This is a genomic window from Thalassobellus sediminis (assembly GCF_044386045.1).
Lineage (GTDB): Bacteria > Bacteroidota > Bacteroidia > Flavobacteriales > Flavobacteriaceae > Thalassobellus > Thalassobellus sediminis.
Map to the genome: position 1 here is coordinate 1,663,863 of NZ_JBISCD010000040.1, position 20,315 is coordinate 1,684,177.

Here is a 20,315-nt window from a genome sequence, read left to right on the forward strand (position 1 = left end):
TAATACATAATTGTTATACTTTTTGTATATTTTTTCTTTCAAAAATAAATTATTTTATACATTTAATCGTTTTTATTTGTTTTTAGTCGATTTTAAATTTATGTTTGCTATGCTATTCTGAATATATTTTAGTCTCTCACATTAAAATTAATATTAAAACAAATTTTATATGAGAAGATCTATACCCTCAAGTCTTACACAAATTTTAGTAATTGTATTCTTTGTATTAATTGGTTATTTAGGAAATTCGCAAATTGTTCAAGTTGAAATAGTGGGTGGTGCTATTGTTACACAAGGGTCTACGGTTACAATAAATGCAGGTTCTAGTCTCGATTTTAGAATTACAAATATTGATGCGAGTAATTGTAATGGTAGTAAGAGGTTGAAAATAAGAGGTGTAGATATTTCAAACACGTCAGATTTTGATATAACACCAAATAATCCTAAAAAAAATATAAAACAAGTTTCTTGTGGAGGTATTAAAAACAAATATCTTGATTTTGAAATAGAAAATACAAATGGTAGTTGTGCAACTACAAGTACCTTGGTAACTATAGAGGTGCGTAATCAGGCAGATTTTACTTTTACTTTAGAGGTTAATTCTTCACCTATTATGTCTGTTTTAGGAGGAACACCTTCTGCAGATATCTTAAATGGTTCTACTACAACATCAGCAGTCAACGGTACTTATTTTGGAGTTGTTAATGAAGGAGTTTCTGTAACTAGAAATTATACTATAGTTAATACAGGTAGTTGCCCTTTAGATATTACAGGTCTTTCAACTACTGTAGTTACAGGTAGTGGTTTTAGTGTGACCCCTTTAATTTTAGTACCACCATCATATAATTTAGCAACGGCTCAATCACCAACAGTTAGTGTTAGTCCAGGTTCATTTGTGGTTGTATTAGTAACATTTACAGCGCCTGCTGGTACAGGTATTCAAGAGGCTACAATTAATATTTTAAATAATTATAATACTACCTATTCATTTAATGTTGAAGCAGATCTATTCGATTTTGATATACCAGGCCCTGGAGGCATTACAGCCGATTTTAGATTATGGTTAAAGTCAACTAGAGGTGTTGTAACTTCTGGAAGCGATGTTACCGATTGGTTAGATTTAGGTACAAATGGCAAAAGTGCTACTGCTGACTCTGGAAAAGAGCCAACATATTTAGACACTGCATCTGATAATATTAATTTTAACCCAGTAGTTAAATTTGAAAATGATGGAGCAAGTGTAGAACAATATATGTATAACGTTGATAATGGTTTTTACAGTCAAGATATCTTTATTGTTATGATACCTGATGCTAATATGAATAGTTCGTCTACAAGGAATACTGTTTTTGCAGGTGTAGATTCAGGAAGTGCTGGAGATATGACTGGTATTGGATTTGGTGATTATTCTAGCGAATTCACTAATGAAACTTTATCTTATAATCAAGATATACCAGGTGGAGGAAGTTTTTACGGTGAGGGAGAAATTGGTTCAACTTATTCTGGTGCAGGTATCATTAATGTAAGAAACAATGCTGTGTCTTCTCCAACAGGTCAAGATATTTTGTATAATTCAATAACTTTAACAACTTCAACTGAGGATGATATTGGTTTTTCTAATGTAGGATATATTGATACAGCTCCAGACCCCGATGTTGTTTACGGAACAGAATTTTGGATTGGAAAAAACTTTGATGTTCAAGGAAGTTTAAACGGAAGAGTTGCAGAAATTTTTACTTTTGCAGAACGCGTTGCTGATAATGATCGGCAAAAAATAGAATCGTATTTAGCTATTAAGTATGGTATAACTTTAGGTGCTACAACTGAAGCTCAAAAAGACTATATTAATTCTTTTGGAACTAAAGTTTGGGACATCACAGCCAATTCAGGGTATAATTATCATGTGGCTGGAATTGGTAGGGATTCTATATCAGATTTAAATCAAAAACAATCAAAAACATTAAATACAACTAATGAAGTCACTATAGGTTTAAATGGCATATTTACAACCAATAGTACAAATACTAATGAATTTAAAAAAGATGGTGATTTTTTAGTTTGGGGTTGTAATAATGCTGCTTTTACTACTAGTGGGCAAACTGAAGATATTACTGTTAATTCTGTTTCTGGAGTAACAACTTCAGTAACAATGATATTAAGACAATGGAAAATTGTAGAATCAGTTGAAGATGTAGATGGTGATGTAGAAAATGTATTTATTTCAATACCACCTGGAGTTTTTAGCGGGTTTGCTTTAGGAACTGATGAAGAATATGCTTTAATAGTTGCTGATAATGCTGCTTTTACAGATACAGATATTGTTGATGTTATACCATTAAAAACAGATGCCTATGGAAATTTGAGTACTTGGTATGATTTTGATGGAACTAAGTATTTTACGTTTGGAAAAGTTTCAAAATTATCCGGTACTAGGACTGTTAATATTGCTTCTGGTGATTATTTGATTGGAGAATATGCTTTAAATTTAAATATCGACGCTTTTACAATATCAGCTTGGGTAAAAAGTGCTTCAAATGCCAGTACAAGAACTGTAATGGCGAAAGGAGAGAAGTTACAAATTAGATTGAATAGTTCAGATCAAGTTGAAGTCATGGTAGATGATACTGTTACACCCAGATTTACATCAACAATGGCATTAGATGATGGTAAATGGCATCAAATTACCTTTGTGTATTCTAGTGGTACAGTGTTCTTTTATATAGATGGTGTTTTAGATAAATCTGAACAAAATGTTGAACCTCCTACACCTAATTTTAATAGGTTTGCACTAGGGGCTTTATATGTTGACAAGAATACTATTACGAATCCTTTTTTGGGAGAAATAGATGAAGTTTATGTATGGGACCAAGAACTTACTGAAGATCAAATACACTATTTGATGAATCAAGAAATAGAAAAAGTTTCAGGTGATTATGTAAGTGGAAAAATAATTCCAACTGCAGCATCAAGTAATGAGGTTGCCTCTATACCTTGGAGTAAACTAAAAGCTTACTATGATTTTAATTCATTTTATGGCACTACAGTAGAAGGGCTAACAGATGATCAAAATTATTTACGATTAAAATATTTAGATAAAGATAAAGATTTTGTTGACGACCAAACAGCGCCTTTACCTTACGTGTCTGCTGCTAATGGAGCTTGGGATTTAGCAACTACTTGGAGTAATAACGCAGACCAAGTTGTACCAAATTCTTTAAGTTTAGATGGTTCTACAATAATTGATTGGAATATTGTAGAGATTTCTAATGATATTACTTCTGGAGACAGAGATATTTCATTATTAGGCTTAATTCAGACTAGTGGCACGTTGACTATTGCTGACCCAACGGACCCACAAGATGAAACTAATTCCGGTCAAGGATTAACAATTTCTCATTATTTAGAATTAGATGGTGTTATAGATTTAGTAGGCGAATCACAATTAATACAAACTGAAGGTAGTATTGTTGATGCCGATAGTGGTGGTTATATTGAGAGGGATCAACAGGGTACTGCAAACGCCTTCAATTATAATTATTGGTCGTCTTCTGTAGGTCCTATTAGTGGTAATACAGGAACACGAGGTACTGGAGTTTCTTCTGTTAATAATAATTATACGCTATCAGAAGTTTTAAAGAATGGTACAGATTCCAATGATTATACAAATCTTAATTTTGTTACATCACCTAACGGAAGTAATTCAACACCTTCTGGAGATTCAAGAACTATTAGTACATATTGGTTATATACTTTTTATGGAGAAAGTGGAGATTATGGTTCCTGGAACGGATTTAATGAGACATCTTCTATTCAAGCAGGAGAAGGGTTTACAATGAAAGGAACATCTGGCTCTGTGTCTATTGATGAGTTGCAAAATTATGTTTTTAAAGGTTTGCCTAATAATGGCGATATTACTTTAGCTTTAGATAAAATATCAGGTACCGATGATGTTGATAGATTAATAGGAAACCCATATCCATCTGCTATAGATGCAACCCAATTTATTTTAGATAATCTTAGTATTGCAGATGGAGGAAATAATCCTAATGGTAATATTTTTAACGGCGCTTTATATTTCTGGGATCATTTTGGACAAGAAAATTCACATTACTTATCTGGTTATGTTGGAGGTTATGCTACTAGGAATTTAACAGGAGGATCTATAGCAATTTCAAATGATAGCCGTATTAATAATACATCAGATGAAGGAAGTGCAGCAGAAGGAACAAAAGTTCCTGGTGAATATATACCAGTAAATCAAGGGTTTTTTGTGTCTACAGCTTTAGATGGTTTTGATAATGATGAAGGAACATCAATATTAACTGTTGATGGTGGAGATGTTGTATTTAAAAACAGTCAAAGACTATATGTTACAGAAGATGGATCGTCATCTTTATTTTTAAAATCGTTAAATACTAAAAAGACTAATAGTACTGCTAAAATAGATGATAGCAAAACACCTACAATAAAATTAATGTATGATTCTCCATTAGGCTATCACAGGCAAATAGTAGTTGGGGTTAAAGAGAAAGCTACAAATAAATTCGATTTAGGATATGATGCTTTTATGGCCGATGTAAATATTGAAGATATGTATTGGGTCTTTGATAATAATGAATTTGTTATTCAAGGTGTTAATAATTTTGAAGCATCCCAAGAGTTAGCTATAGGGTTGATTGTTAAAAAATCTGGATTAGCTTCTATAAAAATTGATGTTCTGGAAAACATTGACCCTAATAAAGCTATATATATTAGTGATAATGTTACAGGCGAAGTTTTTCAGATTAATAGCAAACCTTTTGAAATTTATTTAGAAACAGGAACTTATAACAATAGGTTTAAACTTGTTTTTTACAATGCTAAAAACAGCAAATCATTGCAAGTTGAAGACCTTGAAAATAGTAATAATTTATTAGTATTTTATGATTCTAAGGCTTCAAAGTTAAAAATATTTAATAAAGACAGTGTGTATGCATCTCTTGCTAAATTGTACAATATTTTAGGACAAAGTATTATGGAGTTCGATATCAATTCTAAAAAAGATATGGAAATACCTTTATCAGTTAAAAAAGGAGCTTATATTGTGAAATTAGAAACAGAAAACGGTCTAGTAAGTAAAAAAATAATTATTGAATAATTAATGATTACTTTCTATGTTAGAATCAGCTTTAATAACCGTTAAAGGTGTTTCAGCATCTCCAGCATAAAAAACAATGATCTCTGCAGGTTCATTACTTTTGTTTTCACCGTAATGAAACGTGTTTACTAGTTCTATTAAAGCATCGCCTTCTTTTAGCAATAATGTGTTATTGAATTCATCTACAACGGTAAGCTCTCCTTTTATTAATACTCCAGCATTAATAATTAAATGTTTATGAATTTTTAATTTCGTTTTTGGAGGAATAGTATATTTTAAGATAGTGATTTTTGGTGCATCTGTTGGGTAGTTTGGCAGGTTGTTTCCGTCCCAGCTTTTACTAGATTCAGCTAGTTTAGCAACTTCTGTTTTTGTTATTTGTGTCGATTTACATGAGAAAATAAGTAATAAACAAAATAAGATTAATAATCTTTTTTTCATTATGATGTTGAATTTTTTTGAAGGCTCGTTTAACGGTTTTGTGTATAGTTTCGTTTTAATGTTTTATATCATGTGTTAAACGAAGATAGCTGAAAGTTTTTACAAAGTCAAATTGATGGATTCTTGTACTTTACACAAAAAAAACAGGCGTCAATAATATTTGGCACCTGTTTTTAATTGTATAATGAGATTCCTTTTTTCAAAGGAATTAATCTATTCTCCTAAAAACTGATAACGATAATCTGTTGGCGTTACAAATGTTTCTTTAATCATTCTAGGCGATACCCAACGTAATAAGTTTTGTGGGCTACCAGCTTTATCGTTTGTTCCAGAAGCTCTTGCGCCACCAAAAGGTTGTTGTCCTACAACAGCTCCTGTTGGTTTATCGTTTATATAGAAGTTTCCAGCACAGTTTTGTAAAGCTTCAGTTGCTTGTTTAATCGCATATCTATCTTTCGATAAAATAGCACCTGTTAAAGCATATTCGCTCGTTTCATCAACAAGTTTTAGTGTTTTCGCGTAAGCGTCATCTTCATATACGTATATAGTAATTACAGGGCCAAATAACTCAGTACACATGGTTGTGTATTTAGGATTTGTAGTAAGAATAACTGTAGGTTCAATAAAATATCCTTTGCTTTTGTCGTAGCCACCACCAATAATGATTTCAGCATCACTATCTGCTTTAGCTTGGTCTACATATTTAGCTAATTTATCAAAAGAACCTTCATGAATTACGGCTGTAATAAAGTTACTCATGTCTTCAGGTGAACCCATTTTAAATGAGTTTACATCTTCAATAACAAAGTTTTTTACATCGTTCCAAATACTTTTAGGAATGTAAGCTCTAGAAGCTGCACTACATTTCTGACCTTGAAACTCAAAAGCTCCACGAATAATAGCTGTTGCAACTTGTTTAGGGTTAGCCGATTTGTGAGCTACAATAAAATCTTTACCACCAGTTTCTCCAACAATTCTAGGATACGTTTTATAGTTATGAATATTGTTTCCGATTTGTTTCCAAAGTTCTTTAAAAATGAATGTAGAGCCAGTAAAGTGTAATCCAGAAAAATCTGGACTAGCCATAACGGTATTGGTAATCATTACTGGGTCGCCAAAAACAACGTTAATAACACCAGGAGGTACACCAGCTTCTTCAAAAATATCCATAATAACTTTAGCAGAATATACCTGACTATCGCTAGGTTTCCAAACAACCACATTGCCCATTAATGCCATACAAGCAGGTAAATTTCCAGCAATAGCTGTAAAGTTAAATGGAGAGACAGCGTATGTAAAACCTTCAAGTGGGCGGTATTCAATACGGTTCCAAGCATCATTTGTGCTTTCTGGTTGTTCCATGTAAATGTCAGTCATAAACTGTACATTAAAACGTAAAAAATCTATAAACTCACAAGCTGCATCAATTTCTGCTTGATGAATAGTTTTAGATTGCGCCATCATAGTTGCAGCGTTAATTTTTGCTCTGTAAGGACCTGCAATTAATTCTGCAGCTTTTAAAAATATAGCAGCACGTTGTTCCCAAGGCATTAAACTCCACGATTTTCTTGCTTCTAAGGCAGTAGAAATAGCGTCGTCTATATGTTTTTGTTCTGCAATATGATAGGTTCCAACCACATGTTGATGATCGTGTGGAGGCGACATTGTTCTAGTGTTTCCAGTTTTTATATTTTTGCCATTTATATATAAAGGAACATCAATTGTGCTGTTATACATATCTTTATATGCTTTTAGTACAGCATCACGTTCTGGAGTTCCCGGAGCATAACTTTTAATAGGTTCGTTTACGGCAATTGGTACGTTAAAAAAGCCTTTTCCCATGATATTTGATTTTTCGTTATTGAATATTCAGTAAATAGGGTGTAAATTTACGAATTTTCAAATGATTTATATCTCGAACATTTATTAAATGCGCGTTAAATTTTATTTATTTTTTGTAAGTTGCTAAACGGTTTTAAGACTACATTTTTTATGTGTACAGTTACTGTTATTCCTAAAGGGAAAAATGATTTTGTTTTAACTTCTAATAGAGATGAGGATCCAAATAGAATATCATTACCTCCAAATTTTTACGACATTGAAGATACTACCTTATTATTTCCTAAAGATGAATTGTCTGGTGGTACTTGGATTGGTGTGGGTGAAAAAAATAGGTTGATTTGTGTGCTTAATGGTGGATTTGGAATTCATGAACGAAAAGCAGCCTATAGAATGAGTAGAGGTATAGTTGCCAAAGATTTTATGATTGCTGATTCTATTTTAAAAACGGTTGAGGTTTATGATTTTGATGATATTGAACCATTTACAATTGTTATTGCCGATTGGAATGATACCTTAAAATTTTATGAATTGGTTTGGGATGGTGAAAAAAAATATTTTACAAAATTACCTTTAGAACCTAAAATTTGGTCGTCTTCTACTTTGTATAACGTTTCTATGAGAAAAGAGCGTTTACAATGGTTTGAGGATTTTAAAACTGTAAACGCTTTAAATGCAAGTTCTCTATTAACGTTTCATAAAACAGCAGGGAATGGTAATGATGATTATGGTGTTGTTATGAATCGTGGATTTGTAAAAACAACGAGTATTACTCAAGTTGAAAAACAAGGAGATGCTATAAAAATGCATTATGAAAGCTTTCATAATAATTTAGTTACTTCAAAAACATTAAATAAACATCAAACAGTAAATGAGTAATACAGGTATTATTTTAACACTGGCATATCCTGATACTGTTGTTATGGTTTCTGAAGAATGGTTTTCTCCATTTTTACGCTTTCTAGGTGTTGGTAAAAAGAATTATTTACGTGCAGGACATGCGGCCTTGGTGTTAATTAATAAAGAAACAGGTGTTTTAGAATATCATGATTTTGGACGTTACATTACTCCAGAGCCTACAGGGAGAGTTAGAGGGAGCGATACCGATAACGAATTACATTTTCCTATAAAAGCACAGATTGAAAAAGATACCATAAAAAACTTAGATGCTATTTTAGAGTTTTTGGCAACGCATCCTAAATTAACACATGGCGATGGGAAATTAGTTGCTTCAGTTTGTAATGCTGTTAATTATGAAAAAGCACGTACGCATATTACCAATATGCAGAACAAACATTTTATAAGGTATGCTGCTTTTATAAAAGATGCTTGTAATTGTGCGCGTTTTGTAACCGATACATTGATAGCTTCGGTAACCGATTTAAAGATGAAAAAAAATCTAGAAAACTCTAAATGGTTTACGCCTAGTACTGTTGGTAACGTATTATTGTCAAATACGGAAAGTTATTCTTTTGAAGTGTCTGAAACTGGTGATATTTCAGAGTTTAAAGGTTCTCAGAAAAGTGAAAACCTGCGTTGTTTTTTAGATAAACTTAAAGATCATAAACCTAGTTTTGTTGGAACATTAGAATCTAAACCTGTTGATGGTTTACATGAAAAAGCACAATGGTTATCTGGTATTGCTGCTGGAGCTTGGTTTGAGTTGTACAAAACAGAGCATAATGTAGAATATCATTTTAAACGTATTTCACCTTATGGAAATATTGATGTACACGACAAGTTTGTGATAGATGATACAGCTTTTAATTACGATTTAGAATTTCAATTTGTACATTATTCTAATTGTAAATTCTTTCATGTAGAGCAGAATGGGAAAGTTTTTAGGTTTGAGCGAAAAGTTTAGTTTTTCTTTTTAGATCTAAAAATATCTTCAGAAAAATTAATTTATAGCAAACTTAGCACTTAGTTTAAAAGTAGGTATAGTAACTTCAAAGTTTTTGGTAGTTGTAAAGTTAACCATATTATAATGTCCTTGCATAGCACCAAAAGGAGAGGTTAATAAACAACCGGAGGTGTAGGTATGAGATTCTCCAGGGTTTAATACTGGTTTTTTACCAATAACACCTTCACCAGAAACAGTTTCTATATTGTTTAAAGCATCTAATATTTCCCAGTGGCGTGCATTGAGTTGTACAGAATCTTTACTTTGGTTTTCAATAGTTACAGTATAGGCAAAGGCATATTGTATTTTATAATTTTTATAAAATGAGCCTTCGTAGTTAGTTTCTACAGAAATTTTTATACCGCTGGTAACTTGTTGAACCATTATAAGTTATAAATTCGTAATTTGTTAACGGGTGCTAAATTAGTAAATATTAAGTGTTTAGCGATAAAAATTACTGTATTTAATGTATAAATTAGTTGAAATGCAAAAACGGATAGTTTAATTTGAGATATTAACAGAATTACCTTCTCCTATTCCTATAATTTTATCATAGCGTGCTCCTAAATCTCTGTAATAGATAATAACTTTGTAATTGTTTTCAGTTTGGTAGTAGTTGCCACTAATAGCACCTTCATCAAAAGTATTGTCATTATTTACTACAACATATTTGTAATTATAAAATCCTTGTTTTAATAGAATGGTATTGGTGAAAATGTTTTCTCCTTCATTATAAGCCATTTTAGTACTTTCATCAATAACATAATTATTGAAATTTCCATACACGTGAACGGTTTTGTCTTTTAAATAGTCGCTAGCTAGTAACGAAAAATGCATCCAAACATAATCAGACTCTATACTTGGGTCATCTGCGTCAATATTGGTAATAACGTAATTGCCATTTATATCTGGGTTATAGGTATATGGGTTGTTGGTTCTTACAACATTGGTAAATAAATAATTATGATATAAATCTTGTAAATCTATAAACTGAATACCTGTATTGGCTGCTCGTACATCTTTATTTTCAAAATTTAAATATTCGTTGCCTCCCCAAAAACTAGTTTCGTTGTCGTATTTGTATATAAGTTTGTTGCCAATGGTATAAAGAGGTTTTAGGTTTGATATTGCAGTGTTTAAGTTGTTGTTTTGAACAATTAGAGCTTTAACGGTATGTTTAGGGTTGTTAAATTGCATGTTCTCAGATCCTACTACAATGTCAACACGTTGTTTTTCTTCAATAAACTCAATACTTCTAGAGCGTTTTATGTTAACACCAACATTAACCTTGTCTTCATAAATCATAAATTTTCTTGAAAACACTAATTCATCATCATAATTATAAATGGAAAGCATATAATTTCCAGATACTTTTAATTTTTTAGTTTGTTCATTAGGAATGGTTAATTTGTAATGCGAATATATTTGATAGGTATTGTATGAGTTTTCGTAGTTTCTGATGCGTTGGTTGTCAAACCCATCTAAAAATTCAGATTTCATTAAAACAGAAGGTGTCCAATCGTAATTAAAATGATCAATTTTATAATAATAATCGGCTTCATCTCCATTTAAAGCATCAAATTCAAGAATAACATATTCGCCTAATTTTAAAATTGGTAATTGAGTTTCGGGAGTGTTGCCTTTAAAATTGATGGTTTTTATATATTCTGGAGGAGCTACTTCTTCAATTTGAGAAAACCCTAAAAGAGAAAAAAGAAACAGATATATGGTGTATTTGATATTTTTTAACATGTAATTATCAATTTTTAAGTAAATATATACAATTTTTATGCCTTATTAGTATTTGATTATTTAGAATGAATACAAATAATAAACTAGAAATAACATTTTCTTTTTTTACTGAAGAAATTTGTATTTTTGCCCCGATTTTTAGACAACTAATTTCAATAAAATAAATATGTCAAACGACATTCGTATTAAAAAAGGTCTGGACATTAAACTTAAAGGTGAAGCTGAAAAAGTCGTTGAACAAGCGATTATTAGTAACTACTGCACCATAAGGCCAGAAGATTTTCACAGCGTTATTCCAAAACTTGTTGCAAAAGAAGGTACTTCAGTAAAAGCTGGAGATACTTTGTTCTTTGACAAATCTCAAGAATCGGTTAAGTTTTCTTCACCAGTTTCAGGGAAAGTTATTGAGGTACAACGTGGACCAAAAAGACGTATTGATGCTATTAAAATTGAAGCAGATAAAACACAATCTTATGTAGATTATGGTGCTTTTAATTTAGAGACATCAAAACCAGAAAACATTAAAGCACATTTATTAGCATCTGGCTGTTGGCCATTTGTTAAACAACGTCCTTATGATGTAATTGCCAATCCAGAAAAATCGCCAAAAGCGATATTTGTTTCTGGTTATGCAAGCGCTCCTTTAGCAGCCGATTTAGATTTTACTCTAAAAGGTAAAGAGGAAGCATTGCAAGCAGCGGTTACAGCTTTAAGTAAATTGACAGAAGGCAAGGTGCATATTGCTGTTGGAAGTTCTAATTCGCCACTTGCAGGTTTGTCTGGAGCTACAATACATAAAGTCTCAGGACCGCATCCTTCAGGTAATGTTGGTACACTAATTAATAAAGTAGACCCAATAAATAAAGGTGAAGTTGTTTGGACAGTTAATGCCCAAGATCTTGTTATTATTGGTGAATTATTATTAACAGGGAAGTTTAATGCAGAGCGTACAGTTGCTCTAGTAGGTTCATCTGTTGAAAAACCAAGATACTTTGTTACTAAAATAGGAAGTGAAATATCGACTCTTATTTATGATAAAGGTGTTGCTAAAGATGCTAACGATCGTATAATTTCTGGTAATGTATTAACAGGAAAACAAGTAAAGCCAGATGGTAATTTAGATTATTACAGTAATGTAGTTTCTGTAATTCCTGAAGGTGATGATTATGAGCTTTTTGGCTGGAATAAACCAGTATTTAATAAGGTCTCTACATCAAGAGCAATGACTTTTTCTTGGTTAAATCCTAAAAAGAAATACGATTTAAATACCAATACAAATGGTGAACATCGTGCCTTTGTTACTACAGGAACTTACGAAGAGGTATTTCCATTAGATATCTTTCCAATGCAAATTTTAAAAGCTTGTATGTATAAAGATTTAGATGAAATGGAAGCTTTAGGAATGTACGAAGTAGCACCTGAAGATTTTGCATTAACAGAATTTGTATGTGTGTCTAAACAACCACATCAAAAAATAATTAGAGAAGGATTAGACTTAATGCTTAAAGAGATAGGATAATGGGTTTAAAAGAGAATTTACATAATTTTAAGGAAAAGAATAAAGGCAAAAAGTGGTTGCCAGCATTTTCAGCAATCCACACGTTTTTATACTTGCCAAATGAGACCACACATAATGGCACTCATATAAAAGCAGCCGATGATTTAAAGCGTACCATGAATACCGTTATTATGGCAATGGTACCTTGTTTGATTTTCGGAATGTTTAATGCTGGATACCAACATAATGTTCAGATTGGAGATATTCAAGCAGTAACTTCAGGATTCTTTAGTCCAGAATTTTGGTCTATGGATAACTTCTTAATTGGTTTTTGGAAAATATTACCAATAGTTATTGTGTCTTACGGAGTTGGTTTAGGAATTGAATTCATATTCGCTATTATTAATCAGCACGAAGTAGAAGAAGGCTATCTAGTAACAGGAATGTTAGTGCCTTTAATTGTACCAGTAGATATTCCATTATGGATGCTTGCAGTAGCAGTAGTCTTTGGTGTTGTTATTGGTAAAGAAGTTTTTGGAGGAACAGGAATGAATATTTTAAATCCTGCATTAACTATTAGAGCCTTTTTATTCTTTGCATATCCAACTTGGATGTCTGGAGATAAAGTATGGGTTGAAGGGGCAGTAGCACAAGATAAACTTATTGCTGATGGACAAAATTTAGATGCTATTTCTGGTGAAACTATATTAGGAACATTGGCGCAAGGAAAAGAGATGGCTTATTCTGTTTCCGATATGTTCTTAGGGTTTATACCTGGTTCTGTTGGAGAAACATCAACATTATTAATTATATTAGGAGGTTTGTTTTTAGTCTTTTCTAAAATTGGAAGCTGGAGAATCATGTTATCTTCTGCTCTTGGAGCTTTAGTAATGGGATTAATTTTTAATCAAATTGTTGATGCTGGAATTATTACTGAAAGTAGTAAGTTTTACGGATTAATGAGTACAACGTTTTGGCATCATTTACTTATTGGTGGTTTTGCTTTTGGTACCGTGTTTATGGCTACCGATCCTGTTACAGCATCTCAAACTACTAAAGGAAAATGGATTTACGGATTTTTAGTAGGATTTATATCTATATTAATTAGAGTCTTTAATCCTGCATATCCAGAAGGTGTTATGCTAGCTATTCTGTTAATGAATGTGTTTGCACCTACAATTGACCATTATGTGGTTCAAGGAAATGTGAAGAAAAGAATGAAACGTTTAAAAGTTAAAACGGCTTAATCATGAGTAATAAAACGGATTCAAATACATATACAATACTTTTTGCCATTGCTATGGTAATTGTTGTTGGAGGTTTATTAGCGTTTACAGCGTCTTCTTTAAAACCTAGAATTGATAATAACGAACGTTTAGAAAAGCAACAGAATATTTTATACGCCATGGGCGTTAATGCAAACGATGAAAGCAGTGCTATTTTTGTTTCTACAGATGAAGCACCTGAGTTATTTGCTAAATACATCTCGAAACAATTAGTTATTCAAGGTGGTGATGTGTCTGAAGATAAAGAAGCTTATCTAATAGATGTTAAGAAAGAACAAACAAGTGCAAAAGCTGGAAACGAAAGAAGGTTACCATTGTTTGTTGGAAATAAAGATGGTAAAACATTTTATATAGCTCCTATAAGAGGAAAAGGACTTTGGGATGCTATTTGGGGCTATGTTGCTATGGATAAAAACATGGTAGTACAAGGTGCTTATTTCGATCACAAAGCAGAAACAGCTGGTTTAGGAGCAAACATTAAGCAACGTTTCTTTATGGACGATTTTATAGGTGAAAACTTAATGAGTAACGGTGTTTTTAAAGGCATTACAGTTGCTAAAGGAAATAACGATCCAAAGAATTTAGAGAAGAATGATAACGAGGTAGATGCTATTGCAGGAGCCACTATTACAGGTGACGGAGTTTCAGCAATGTTAAAGTCTGAATTAAGACAATATGTATCTTATTTTAAAACATTGAAATAATTATGGGACTTTTATCAAAAAAAGACGCAGCATTAATTAAAGATCCGTTAGCAGATAATAACCCTATTACTATTCAGGTATTAGGAATATGTTCAGCTTTAGCTATTACAGCAGAATTAGAAGCTGCTATCGTAATGTCTGTTTCAGTATTATTTGTATTAGGAATAGGAAACGTTGTTATCTCTTTAATGAGAAACATTATTCCATCAAAAATTAGAATTATTGTACAGTTAATTGTAGTTGCTGCTTTAGTAATTATAGTAGATCAAGTACTTAAAGCATTTGCTTATGAGTTAAGTAAAACACTTTCGGTTTTTGTTGGATTAATTATTACAAACTGTATTATCATGGGGCGTTTTGAAGCTTTTGCTTTAGCTAACGGACCTTGGAGATCATTTTTAGATGGTATAGGAAACTCTTTAGGATATGGTGTTATTTTAATTATAGTAGCATTTTTTAGAGAATTATTAGGGGCTGGTACTTTATTAGGAATTAAAGTTTTAGGAGATCCTATTGAGAAAACTGGAGTTTATGCATATGGATATGAAAATAACGGATTTATGTTATTAGCACCAATGGCATTAATTGTAGTTGGTATTATCATTTGGGTTCAACGTAGTAGAAATACATCATTAATAGAAGATCATTAATTAGTTTGCAGTAAACCATTATTCAGTAAGCAATTAATGCTAAAACTGAAGATTGTAAACTGAAACTGAAGACTTATAAAAAATGGAATATATAGAATTATTTTTTAAATCGATATTTATAGATAACATGGTATTTGCTACATTCCTTGGAATGTGTTCTTACCTAGCGGTATCTAAAAAGGTAGCAACAGCTGTTGGTCTTGGTGCTGCAGTTATTTTCGTAATGTTAATTACGGTGCCTTTAAACTGGTTATTAGATCAATATTTATTACAACCAGGAGCGTTATCTTGGTTAGGAGCAGAATATGCCGATTACGATTTAAGTTTCTTATCATTTATCATGTTTATTGCTACCATTGCAACTATGGTACAATTGGTAGAGATTGTTGTTGAGAAATTTTCACCATCATTATATAACTCACTTGGTATTTTCTTACCATTAATTGCAGTAAACTGTGCTATTTTAGGAGGGTCATTATTCATGCAATCTCGTGAAATACCTACTTTAGGATTAGCAACAGTTTATGGTGTTGGTTCTGGTATTGGATGGTTTTTAGCAATTTTAGCTATTGCTGCAATTCGTGAGAAAATTAGATATTCAAACGTGCCACCAGCATTAAGAGGTTTAGGAATTACATTCATCATTACAGGTTTAATGGCGATAGGGTTTATGAGCTTTGGAGGTATGTTAACAGGAGGTGACGAAGAAGCTCCTAAAGAAGAAAAGACTGTTAAAGTTGATTCTAAAGACAAAACAGAAGTGTTAGCTAACAACATAAAAGTAAATAAGTAATATGATATTAGCCGCAGGTACATTAGGAACGGTTATAGCAACTGTAACAGCATTTTTAGTAATTACATTGTTGTTAGTAGCATTGTTATTATTTGTAAAACAAAAATTATCACCATCTGGTCCAGTAAAAATTACGATTAATGGTGAACGTGAAATTGAAGTAGCTTCAGGAGGTAGTTTATTATCTACTCTAGGTTCTCAAAAAATATTTTTACCATCTGCTTGTGGTGGTGGAGGAACATGTATTCAATGTGAATGTCATGTATTATCTGGAGGTGGAGAAGCTCTACCTACAGAAACGCCTCACTTTTCAAGAAAAGAATTACAACACGGAGCTCGTTTGTCATGTCAAGTAAAAGTAAAGCAAGATATGAACATTACGATTCCAGAAGAGGTTTTCGGAATCAAGAAATGGGAAGCAACCGTTGTTAGAAATTATAACGTAGCATCTTTTATTAAGGAGTTTGTTGTTGAAATTCCAGAAGATATGGGATACAAAGCAGGAGGGTATATTCAAATTGAAATTCCTCCTTGTGAAGTAAAGTATTCTGATATGGATATTACAGCGCATCCTGAAGAGCACGAAACGCCAGATAAGTTTCAAGCAGAATGGGATAAGTTTAAATTATGGCCTTTAGTAATGAAAAATACAGAGACTATAGAACGTGCATATTCTATGGCTTCTTTTCCAGCTGAAGGACGTGAAATTATGTTAAACGTACGTGTGGCTTGTCCACCGTTCGATAGAGCGAAAGGAGGCTGGATGGATGTTAATCCTGGAATAGCTTCATCTTATATCTTCAACCAAAAACCAGGAGATAAAGTAACAATCTCTGGACCTTATGGTGAGTTCTTTATTAACGAATCAGAAAGCGAAATGCTTTATGTAGGTGGTGGAGCTGGTATGGCACCAATGCGTTCTCACTTATATCACTTATTCAAAACCTTAAAAACGGGTCGTAAAGTTACGTATTGGTACGGTGGACGTTCTAAACGTGAGTTATTCTATTTAGAGCATTTCTATGAGTTAGAAAAAGAGTTTCCTAACTTTAAATTCTATTTAGCTTTATCTGAACCTTTACCAGAAGATAACTGGAAAGTAAAGGAAAATATTGATGCACCAGGTGATGGTTTCGTAGGATTCATTCACAACTGTGTTATCGATAATTATTTAAGTCTCCATGAGTCTCCAGAAGATATAGAATTATATTTCTGTGGACCTCCATTAATGAACAAAGCCGTTCAGAAAATGGGAGAAGATTTTGGTATTCCAGATGAGCATATAAGATTTGATGATTTTGGAGGATAGAGATTCTACAAATTATTAAAAAGCAAAAGCCAACTTTTAAAGTTGGCTTTTGCTTTTTAATTAAAATACTAATGGTAAAAAAAACTTAAATAGTAGTATTAATAATGCTACTGCAATTAAATTTAAAATAATACCTACTCTTGCCATTTCTCTCACTTTAACATGTCCACTTGCAAAAACAATGGCATTTGGAGGTGTTGCCATAGGAAGCATAAAAGCACAACTGCTTGCTATTGTAACTGGAATTAAAAGATATAACATAGGTATTTCTAAGCCAATTGCTATTCCAGCTACTACGGGAGCTAAAACAGCAGTTAAAGCAACGTTACTCATTAACTCTGTCATAAAAAGCATTAAAGTAATTAGTAAAATAGCCATTAGTAGTATGCTTATATTGCTATTGGTTATAGTTTCTGCAATTACATTTATTATTCCGCTTCCAGACATGCCTTTAGCTAAAGCTAAACCACCTCCGAAAAGAATTAAAATACCCCAAGCTAATTTTTGAGTGTCATTCCATTTTAAGATAAAATCTCCTTTTTTTAAATTAAATGGAATAGTAAACAATGCTAAAGCTCCAAAAATACTAATTATGGTATCTGTTAATGCTAAGCCGGGGATTAATGAGTTTATAAGACTTCTAAAAATCCAAAGAAATATAGTAATACCAAATGTTATTAATACTTGTTTTTCTTTACCAGTAGTTTTTCCTAGTATTTTAAGTTCATCGTCAATAATATTTTTTGAAGTACTAAAAACTAAACCAGTATTTGGAAACATCCATTTTACTAAAACAAAATATATTATTGTAATAAGAAGTACAGAAAAAGGTAGTCCAATTAGCATCCATTTAAAAAATGAAACCTCAATATGGTATTCATTTTCTAGTAGACCTATTAATACCGAATTAGGAGGTGTGCCAATTACTGTTGCAATGCCACCTGCATTAGCAGAAAAAGCAATACCAAGCATAATACTTAATGCGAAATTTTTATCTTTTTTAGTATAACCATCTTTGTCATTAATCAATAAATTAATAACAGATATTGCAATAGGGAGCATAACAACTGTGCTTGCGGTATTACTTATCCACATGCTCATAAATGCTGTGGCAATCATAAAGCCTAAAATAACTTTATTGGGCGTGGTACCTGTCTTTTTTATAATATTTAAAGCAATTCGTTTATGCAGATTTACTTTTTCTAAAGCCAAAGCTAAAACAAATCCACCAAAAAAAAGAAATACAATTGGGCTTCCGTAATTGGAGCCAACATCTGCAATTGGCATAACTTTAAATAAAGGAAATAGTAATAGAGGTAAGAGAGAGGTTACAGAAATAGAGACAGCTTCTGTTATCCACCAGCAAACCATCCATAGCGCTGTAGCAATAACAGTATCTGCTTTTTCAGAAATTATTTCTAAAGATAAAAATTGAATAAAAATAAATAATACGGGGCCTAAAAAAAGTCCAATTGTTTTAGAGGTAGAATGGTGTTTGATCATTTATATATGTCAAATAATTTATTAATGGTTTTAAAGTTAAACAAAATTTTAATGAAATAGATATAAGTAGTAATTTTGCAGTATGAGTAAACCGCTTACAGAACAAGAATTACACAATTTAGCCATGAATCATGTTGGAAAAGATTTAGAACAACGTGGTTTTGAATTTATAGCTATTAATAGTAAGCTTAAAAAGCATCCGCAATTTGTTTGTATGGATAAAAACAAACAGTATTATTTTGTTATTGTAAGAGCTGTAATATTGCCAGATAATCCTAATAATTTTGATGTTGTTTGGATGGAATCTTTTAAAAAACACGCTAGAGAAAATGATGCCAAAGTATTATATGCAGGCGTTGGTTTAGGTAATAACGATAAGGAAAAAGCTGCTATTTATTTAAATGAAGAGTATTTGTTAGAATATAATGGAATACAAGTTTTAGAAACTAATTTGAATTAAATGAATAGAATACTATTAATCCTTTTTTGTGTTGCTTTTTTTTCGTGTAAACAGGATTCAAAAAAAGACCCCGAACAACCTTTTAAGAATATTTTTATTGAAGGGACTGTTTTTGGAACATTTTATCAGGTTACATATGATTCCAAAATTAATTATGAAAAACAACTTGATAGCTTGTTTTATGTAATTAATAAATCGATGTCCACCTATCAGGTAAATTCAGATATTTCAAAAATTAATAGAAATGAAGCATTTGATGTTGATGCTCATTTTAAAAATGTATTTAAAACATCTAAAGAAATATTTACAGAAACAGAAGGCGCTTTCGACCCTACAATTGGCGCTTTAGTAAATGCATGGGATTTTGGTCCAGAAGGAAAAGTTATTGATTTAGATAGTTTAAAAATCAATAAACTGATGCTATCGGTTGGTTTTGATAAAGCATCTATTGTTGAAAATAAAATAGTTAAACCATTGGGTGCATTTATTGATTTTAATGCCATTGCAAAAGGCTATGGCGTTGATGTAGTTGGTAGGTATTTAGAAAGTCAAAATGTGGAAAACTATCTTGTTAATATTGGAGGAGAACTTCGAGCAAAAGGTAAAAATATTTCAAGTAAAAATTTATGGAAAGTAGGCGTAGAGAATCCTAATTTTGATAGTTCTCAATCTATAAATAAGGTTGTTTTTCTAAAAGATAAATCTATGGCAACTTCAGGAACCTACAGAAAGTTTAAAGTAGATGAAAATGGCAATCGTTATGCTCATATTATCGATACTAAAACTGGCTATCCAAGTAAAACTAATTTGTTGAGTATTTCTGTAATTGCAGATGATTGTATGACAGCCGATGCCTATGCTACAGCATTTAAAGCTATGGGGATTGAGAAAATAAAAGATTTTTTAAAAACACACCAAGAACTTAAAGTGTTTTTAATTTTTGAAAATGATAAACAGGAATTTGAGACTTTGACTTTAAATGGTTTTCCTGAATAAGTGAAAGAATAAAATCTTCTATCGCTTTCGCTGAAATTTAGCAG

At 31.8% G+C, this 20,315-nt stretch carries 16 protein-coding genes; 11 read left to right on the forward strand and 5 right to left on the reverse strand.

All coding sequences use genetic code 11. The features are described 5' to 3' along the window. The first annotated feature begins 169 nt into the window (after nucleotides 1-169). Nucleotides 170-5,137, forward strand: coding sequence for a DUF8202 domain-containing protein (locus tag ACH5TW_RS13915; protein ID WP_439337110.1), 4,968 nt, complete (start codon nucleotides 170-172; stop codon nucleotides 5,135-5,137). Here the strand turns inward: ACH5TW_RS13915 and ACH5TW_RS13920 are convergent, their stop codons facing one another. Both ACH5TW_RS13920 and pruA read right to left on the reverse strand, forming a co-directional pair. Further along, nucleotides 5,138-5,578: a cupin domain-containing protein gene (locus ACH5TW_RS13920; RefSeq protein WP_439337111.1), complete on the reverse strand. Its 441-nt coding sequence runs from the start codon at nucleotides 5,576-5,578 to the stop codon at nucleotides 5,138-5,140. Between the two features lie 213 nt (nucleotides 5,579-5,791). After that, nucleotides 5,792-7,420, reverse strand: a complete 1,629-nt coding sequence (pruA, locus tag ACH5TW_RS13925) for an L-glutamate gamma-semialdehyde dehydrogenase (protein ID WP_439337112.1) — start codon at nucleotides 7,418-7,420, stop codon at nucleotides 5,792-5,794. Between the two features lie 150 nt (nucleotides 7,421-7,570). On the opposite strand from pruA, the gene ACH5TW_RS13930 reads away from it, so the two are divergent. Together ACH5TW_RS13930 and ACH5TW_RS13935 are read left to right on the forward strand one after the other, a co-directional pair. Then, nucleotides 7,571-8,296, forward strand: a complete 726-nt coding sequence (locus ACH5TW_RS13930; RefSeq protein ID WP_439337113.1) for an NRDE family protein — start codon at nucleotides 7,571-7,573, stop codon at nucleotides 8,294-8,296. Next, nucleotides 8,289-9,281 (forward strand): DUF6695 family protein, encoded by a 993-nt coding sequence (locus tag ACH5TW_RS13935; RefSeq protein WP_439337114.1) that lies wholly within the window; start codon nucleotides 8,289-8,291, stop codon nucleotides 9,279-9,281. The genes ACH5TW_RS13930 and ACH5TW_RS13935 overlap by 8 nt, the downstream gene beginning before the upstream one ends. Before the next feature lie 36 nt (nucleotides 9,282-9,317). Here the strand turns inward: ACH5TW_RS13935 and apaG are convergent, their stop codons facing one another. Together apaG and ACH5TW_RS13945 are read right to left on the reverse strand one after the other, a co-directional pair. After that, a complete protein-coding gene (apaG, locus tag ACH5TW_RS13940) occupies nucleotides 9,318-9,704 on the reverse strand; it encodes a Co2+/Mg2+ efflux facilitator ApaG/CorD (RefSeq protein WP_439337115.1) in 387 nt (128 codons plus the stop codon). Between the two features lie 117 nt (nucleotides 9,705-9,821). Next, nucleotides 9,822-11,072, reverse strand: coding sequence for a type IX secretion system plug protein (locus tag ACH5TW_RS13945; RefSeq protein WP_439337116.1), 1,251 nt, complete (start codon nucleotides 11,070-11,072; stop codon nucleotides 9,822-9,824). A 166-nt stretch (nucleotides 11,073-11,238) separates the two neighbouring features. Here ACH5TW_RS13945 and ACH5TW_RS13950 point away from each other — a divergent pair, with 166 nt between their 5' ends. From ACH5TW_RS13950 to nqrF, 6 genes are all read left to right on the forward strand, one after another. Then, nucleotides 11,239-12,591 carry a Na(+)-translocating NADH-quinone reductase subunit A gene (locus ACH5TW_RS13950; RefSeq protein ID WP_439337117.1) on the forward strand — a complete coding sequence of 451 codons (1,353 nt, stop codon included), beginning with the start codon at nucleotides 11,239-11,241 and terminating at the stop codon, nucleotides 12,589-12,591. Next, nucleotides 12,591-13,817 carry an NADH:ubiquinone reductase (Na(+)-transporting) subunit B gene (locus ACH5TW_RS13955; RefSeq protein WP_439337118.1) on the forward strand — a complete coding sequence of 409 codons (1,227 nt, stop codon included), beginning with the start codon at nucleotides 12,591-12,593 and terminating at the stop codon, nucleotides 13,815-13,817. Before ACH5TW_RS13950 ends, ACH5TW_RS13955 begins: the two co-directional genes overlap by 1 nt. A gap of 2 nt (nucleotides 13,818-13,819) precedes the next feature. Beyond that, complete coding sequence (locus tag ACH5TW_RS13960; RefSeq protein ID WP_439337119.1) at nucleotides 13,820-14,560, forward strand: Na(+)-translocating NADH-quinone reductase subunit C; 741 nt, start codon at nucleotides 13,820-13,822, stop codon at nucleotides 14,558-14,560. Nucleotides 14,561-14,562: 2 nt separating this feature from the next. After that, a complete protein-coding gene (locus tag ACH5TW_RS13965; protein ID WP_439337120.1) occupies nucleotides 14,563-15,210 on the forward strand; it encodes an NADH:ubiquinone reductase (Na(+)-transporting) subunit D in 648 nt (215 codons plus the stop codon). A gap of 82 nt (nucleotides 15,211-15,292) precedes the next feature. Next, complete coding sequence (gene nqrE / locus ACH5TW_RS13970; RefSeq protein ID WP_439337121.1) at nucleotides 15,293-16,003, forward strand: NADH:ubiquinone reductase (Na(+)-transporting) subunit E; 711 nt, start codon at nucleotides 15,293-15,295, stop codon at nucleotides 16,001-16,003. Nucleotide 16,004: 1 nt separating this feature from the next. Beyond that, nucleotides 16,005-17,312 carry an NADH:ubiquinone reductase (Na(+)-transporting) subunit F gene (gene nqrF, locus ACH5TW_RS13975; RefSeq protein WP_439337122.1) on the forward strand — a complete coding sequence of 436 codons (1,308 nt, stop codon included), beginning with the start codon at nucleotides 16,005-16,007 and terminating at the stop codon, nucleotides 17,310-17,312. A gap of 60 nt (nucleotides 17,313-17,372) precedes the next feature. Here the strand turns inward: nqrF and ACH5TW_RS13980 are convergent, their stop codons facing one another. Continuing rightward, entirely contained in the window at nucleotides 17,373-18,815 is a 1,443-nt protein-coding gene (locus ACH5TW_RS13980) for an SLC13 family permease (RefSeq protein WP_439337123.1), read from the reverse strand. A gap of 82 nt (nucleotides 18,816-18,897) precedes the next feature. Here ACH5TW_RS13980 and ACH5TW_RS13985 point away from each other — a divergent pair, with 82 nt between their 5' ends. Both ACH5TW_RS13985 and ACH5TW_RS13990 read left to right on the forward strand, forming a co-directional pair. Beyond that, on the forward strand, nucleotides 18,898-19,275 hold the full coding sequence (locus ACH5TW_RS13985) for a DUF8840 domain-containing protein (protein ID WP_439337124.1): 378 nt from the start codon (nucleotides 18,898-18,900) through the stop codon (nucleotides 19,273-19,275). Next, nucleotides 19,276-20,271 (forward strand): FAD:protein FMN transferase, encoded by a 996-nt coding sequence (locus tag ACH5TW_RS13990; RefSeq protein WP_439337125.1) that lies wholly within the window; start codon nucleotides 19,276-19,278, stop codon nucleotides 20,269-20,271. The last annotated feature ends 44 nt before the right edge of the window (nucleotides 20,272-20,315 follow it).

Bases quoted from the DNA above. Each gene is read 5' to 3' on its own strand.
- ACH5TW_RS13950 (WP_439337117.1), top strand. From the start codon at position 11,239: ATGTCAAACGACATTCGTATTAAAAAAGGTCTGGACATTAAACTTAAA.
- ACH5TW_RS13990 (WP_439337125.1), top strand. From the start codon at position 19,276: ATGAATAGAATACTATTAATCCTTTTTTGTGTTGCTTTTTTTTCGTGT.
- ACH5TW_RS13930 (WP_439337113.1), top strand. From the start codon at position 7,571: ATGTGTACAGTTACTGTTATTCCTAAAGGGAAAAATGATTTTGTTTTA.
- nqrF (WP_439337122.1), top strand. From the start codon at position 16,005: ATGATATTAGCCGCAGGTACATTAGGAACGGTTATAGCAACTGTAACA.
- pruA (WP_439337112.1), bottom strand. From the start codon at position 7,420: ATGGGAAAAGGCTTTTTTAACGTACCAATTGCCGTAAACGAACCTATT.
- ACH5TW_RS13960 (WP_439337119.1), top strand. From the start codon at position 13,820: ATGAGTAATAAAACGGATTCAAATACATATACAATACTTTTTGCCATT.
- ACH5TW_RS13920 (WP_439337111.1), bottom strand. From the start codon at position 5,578: ATGAAAAAAAGATTATTAATCTTATTTTGTTTATTACTTATTTTCTCA.
- ACH5TW_RS13935 (WP_439337114.1), top strand. From the start codon at position 8,289: ATGAGTAATACAGGTATTATTTTAACACTGGCATATCCTGATACTGTT.
- ACH5TW_RS13985 (WP_439337124.1), top strand. From the start codon at position 18,898: ATGAGTAAACCGCTTACAGAACAAGAATTACACAATTTAGCCATGAAT.
- ACH5TW_RS13965 (WP_439337120.1), top strand. From the start codon at position 14,563: ATGGGACTTTTATCAAAAAAAGACGCAGCATTAATTAAAGATCCGTTA.
- ACH5TW_RS13955 (WP_439337118.1), top strand. From the start codon at position 12,591: ATGGGTTTAAAAGAGAATTTACATAATTTTAAGGAAAAGAATAAAGGC.
- ACH5TW_RS13945 (WP_439337116.1), bottom strand. From the start codon at position 11,072: ATGTTAAAAAATATCAAATACACCATATATCTGTTTCTTTTTTCTCTT.
- apaG (WP_439337115.1), bottom strand. From the start codon at position 9,704: ATGGTTCAACAAGTTACCAGCGGTATAAAAATTTCTGTAGAAACTAAC.
- nqrE (WP_439337121.1), top strand. From the start codon at position 15,293: ATGGAATATATAGAATTATTTTTTAAATCGATATTTATAGATAACATG.
- ACH5TW_RS13915 (WP_439337110.1), top strand. From the start codon at position 170: ATGAGAAGATCTATACCCTCAAGTCTTACACAAATTTTAGTAATTGTA.
- ACH5TW_RS13980 (WP_439337123.1), bottom strand. From the start codon at position 18,815: ATGATCAAACACCATTCTACCTCTAAAACAATTGGACTTTTTTTAGGC.